Source organism: Rhodoferax sp., assembly GCF_039922535.1.
GTDB lineage: Bacteria > Pseudomonadota > Gammaproteobacteria > Burkholderiales > Burkholderiaceae_C > Rhodoferax_B.
Genome location: NZ_JBDTEM010000027.1, coordinates 1 through 3,986 on the forward strand (window position 1 = coordinate 1; position 3,986 = coordinate 3,986).

A 3,986-nucleotide genomic window follows, 5' to 3' on the forward strand; every position below is an offset into this window, starting at 1 on the left:
GCGCAGCAGCCAGTCGGGCAGGCTGCCTGCATCCGCCATCGGATTGGCCGAGATGCGCAGCAGCTCTAGCTGCTGGCACTGCGCCAGTTCGGACGGCAACTGCCGCAGCTGGTTGCCCGCCAGCATCTGCTTTTGCATTTGCCCGCACTGGCCGATTTCGGCGGGCAGGGTGGTGATGTGGTTGTCGGTCAATATCAACCAGCGCAGCCGGGGCGGCAGGGCGGCGGCGGGCACGGTGCGGATCTGGCAGGACTTGAAGCCCACCATCTCCAACTGTGCGCACTGGCCCAGCACGGCAGGCAGTTCGGTGAAGGGGTTGCCCGAGCAAAAGATCACCCGCAGGCGGTGCAAACGGGGCAGGTCGTCGGGCAGGGTGCTGAGGGCGTTGCCCGAGAGGTTCAGCACCTCCAGCGTGTCGGCCAGGTCAAAAATTTCGGGGGGAAAGGTGGTCAGACCGTCGGATAGATCCAGCCGTTGGATGCCTTGCAGTTGGCCAGAGCGGAGTTGGGACAGGGTGTGCATGCCCGGTATTGTCGTGGCTGGCCTAGGCCGTCCAGTGCGCCAGACGTTTTAGGTGTAAAAATTGCCTCTGGCGCAGATTGCACCTGCGCAGGCAGCTATCAAAAACGAAGTAAGCCCTACAGCCACCGCGCCACGATGTCCAGCGGCTGCGGGCGGCCGAACAGGTAGCCTTGCACGGTGTCGCAGTGCTGGTCGGCCAGGAAGCGGCTTTGCGCTTCGGTTTCCACCCCTTCGGCCACCACCTGCAGGCCCAGGCCGTGGGCCAGGGCAATGGTGGCGCGCACGATGGCGGCATTGTCTTTGTCGGTGGCGATGTCGTGGACGAAGGAGCGGTCGATTTTGAGTTCGTCGATGGGGAAGCGTTTGAGGTAGGCCAGGGACGAGTAGCCCGTGCCAAAGTCGTCCACCGACAGCCGCACGCCCAGGGCGCGGATGTCCTGCAGCAGGCCGATCACCTGGTCGGCATCGGACATGGCGGTGGTTTCGGTGATCTCTAGGCGCAGCAGGTGCGGCGGGATGCCGGTCTCTTGCAGGGCCAGGCGTACCACCTGTACCAGGTCGCGGTTCAGGCATTGGCGGGCCGAGATGTTGACGGCGATGGGCACGGGTTTGAGCCCGGCACGCAGCCACAGCGCCACCTGGCGGGCAGCATGCAGCACCGCCCAGGCACCCATATCGACGATCAGGCCGCATTCTTCGGCCACATGGATAAAGCCGATGGGCATGACCAGTTGCTCGGGTGTGCGCTGCCAGCGCATCAAGGCTTCCATGCCGACCATCTGCTGCCCATACAGTGAAAACTGCGGCTGGTAGTGCAGCACAAACAGGTGTTCGCGCAGGGCCTGGCGCAGGTCCATCTCTAGCGCCAGGCGCTCGTGCAGGCGGGTGTTGATGTCGTTCGACCAGAAGTGGAAGCAGGCCTGGGGCTGGGCTTTGGCGCGGTACATGGCCATGTCGGCCTTGGACAGCAGGGCATCCAGGTCGGTGCCATCTTGCGGCGCCATCACCACGCCGACGCTGCCCGCGCTGGGCAGAACGATATTGCCAAAGTTCTCGCCCAGTGGGATGTCTTGGGTCAGCGCATCCACCACCTTGGTGGCGGCGGTGGCGGCACCGTCCTGGCCGCCCACCTCCTCCAGCAGCAGCACAAATTCGTCGCCACCCCAGCGGGCCACCGTGTCGGTGTCGCGGCACAGCGCGCGCAGGCGTTGGGAAACAACGCGCAGCACCTCGTCGCCGGCGCGGTGGCCCAGGCTGTCATTGATGTGCTTGAAGCGGTTCAGGTCCAAAAACAGCACCGCCACGTTGCCGCCGCGCCGTTGCACCCGGGACAGGGCCAGGTGCAGCCGCTCTTGCAGCAGCACCCGGTTGGGTAGGCCGGTGAGGGCATCGTGGGTGGCGGCATAGTCCAGCGCGCGCGCGGCGGCTACAGAATCTGTCACGTCGGCCAGCACCAGCACCGCGCCGTCCAGCGCGCCCTCGGGGTTGTGCAAGGGGCTGGCGGTAGCCCGCAGCACCCGCAGGCCGCCCGGGCCGGGCAGGTTGAGTAGTTCGCGCACATAGACCCGGCTGCCCCGGCCCAGGCATTCAAATACTGCGGCCACCAGGCGCTCCATGCTGTCTTCGCTCAGCGGGTAGGCGGCTTGCAGGGGCTGGCCTAGCAGCGTCTGGCCGGGGGCCTGCAATTGGGCGCTAGGGTTGGCATAGCGGATGGTGTGCAGCTGGGCATCGATGCTGATGACGGCATTGTCGATGGCTTGCAGGGTGGCCTGGGCGTGCTGGCGGGTGCGCAGCAGTTGGCGGTTCAGGGCCCGCAGCTTGCTCCCCAGCCAGAAAACCAGCGCCACGGCCAGCGCCAGGGTGGCGGTGGCGGGCGGCAGCCAGGTGCGGGCCGTCAGCAGCAGCCCACCACTGACCAGCAGCGGCAGTGCCAGCAGCCCCACCGACAGCAGCCCGGCCTTTAAAGGGAGGCGGCTGTGCCACACCGGCACCAGCGCCAGGCTGCTGACGGACAGCAGCGTAAGCAGCAGCTCTAGCGGAGCGGATGCACGGTGTATCCAGAGCTGGCTGCGCAGTGCCTCCAGCGCCTGGGCGTGGTACATCACCGATGGCAAGGTGGTATGGCTGCCCGCCAGTGGCGTGGCCAGCTCACCGCCCAACCCGCTGGCGGTGATGCCGATGAATACCGCCCGGCCCCGCACCACGTCTAAACGCTGGGGCGATTGCAAGGCGCTGGCAAATGACAGCGTAGGCAGGCCGTGCACCCGGGGCAGCATGATTTCGTGCGCGCGAACCCAGGTGGCGGGACGGCTGACGCTGTCTACCGGTAGCCACTGGTCCCAAGCCTGGCCGGGCGCGGCCTGCTGCTGCACCGCCAAGGCCAGTGCGGGCGTGTCGGCCTGGCCGTTGCCTGCCATCAGGTAAATGCTGCGGGATTGACCGTCTACATCTACTTCCACATCGACATGGCCCAGGCTGGGACGGGTTTGGGTGTCGGTCGCCACCAAGGTGGGCAGCAGCGGCGCGGCGGCGATGCGACCATCGGCCTGCTGCGCCGGGGCCACGGCCAGCACCACATGGCCTTGGCGGGCGATGGCGGTGGCCAGGGCGGCATCGCTGGCGGGGTTGCGGGTATCGGGTTCAGAGAAGAGTACCGCCATGCCGATGGCGCTGGCCCCGGCCTCGCGCAGGCGGTCGATCATCTGGGCGTGTATTTCGCGTGGCCAGGGCCAGCGGCCCAGGGTGGCCAGGCTGGCATCGTCAATCGCCACCACCACCGGCGGCTGGGCGCTGGCGGCATAGCTGGGCAACAAAAGATCGTAAGCCAACAGGTTCAGCCGCTCGACCGCCGACGGGTGCAGCCAGACCAGCAGCACCGCGGTCGCCATGCCCGCCAGCCACCAGCTGCCGCGCAAGGTGGCCCGCCCCCAGCCGGGCGGGAGTCGCGGGGAGGCGATACCTCCGGTGGGCGCAGGCAGAGGGGTCAGAAAAACGCCAGGGCAGGAAGGAGCAAAAGCAGGGCGGGCCAGCGGCTGGGAGGGGGTTGCGGCACAACAAACGTTTGTGTGCTGCCCCAGGGGCCGGTGTATCCATCGGTACCGGTGGCCTGCACCCGCACATAGTGGGGGCCAGGCTGCAGGTCTTTCAGGCTGAACTGGCTGGTGTCGGCATCCGCATCGGCCAGGGGGTTGCTGAAGTGGTCATCGCGCGCCACCTGCAGGTGGTAGTGGGCGGTTTGGGGCTGTGCCGTCCAGCGCAGGGTCAGGCTGCCGTCCTGGGGCTGGGGAATGTCGACACCCGGGCCGGGTAGCACACGGCGAAACGCCTGGGCATCACCCCAGGGGCCTTGGCCCTTGGTCGGGTGGATGGCCGCCACACGCCATTGGTAGATGCCGGGGGCCAGGTCCTGCGGCGGCTGGGCGCTGGCGCTGGAGACGACTTGCTCGTCCACCGCCGTGCCATGG

2 protein-coding genes and 1 pseudogene are annotated in these 3,986 nt (G+C 67.5%); all 3 read right to left on the reverse strand.

The window, feature by feature from the left end:
• Positions 1-522 (reverse strand): leucine-rich repeat domain-containing protein (locus ABI213_RS01220; protein WP_348025757.1); only part of this gene is annotated, 522 nt, incomplete at its 3' end.
• A 116-nt stretch (positions 523-638) separates the two neighbouring features.
• Entirely contained in the window at positions 639-3,410 is a 2,772-nt protein-coding gene (locus ABI213_RS01225) for an EAL domain-containing protein (RefSeq protein WP_348025758.1), read from the reverse strand.
• Between the two features lie 95 nt (positions 3,411-3,505).
• Positions 3,506-3,986: pseudogene (locus ABI213_RS01230) on the reverse strand (hypothetical protein); the annotation flags it as partial.

Excerpts from the sequence above, each read along its gene's own strand:
- ABI213_RS01225 (WP_348025758.1), bottom strand. The coding sequence starts at position 3,410 with ATGGCGACCGCGGTGCTGCTGGTCTGGCTGCACCCGTCGGCGGTCGAG.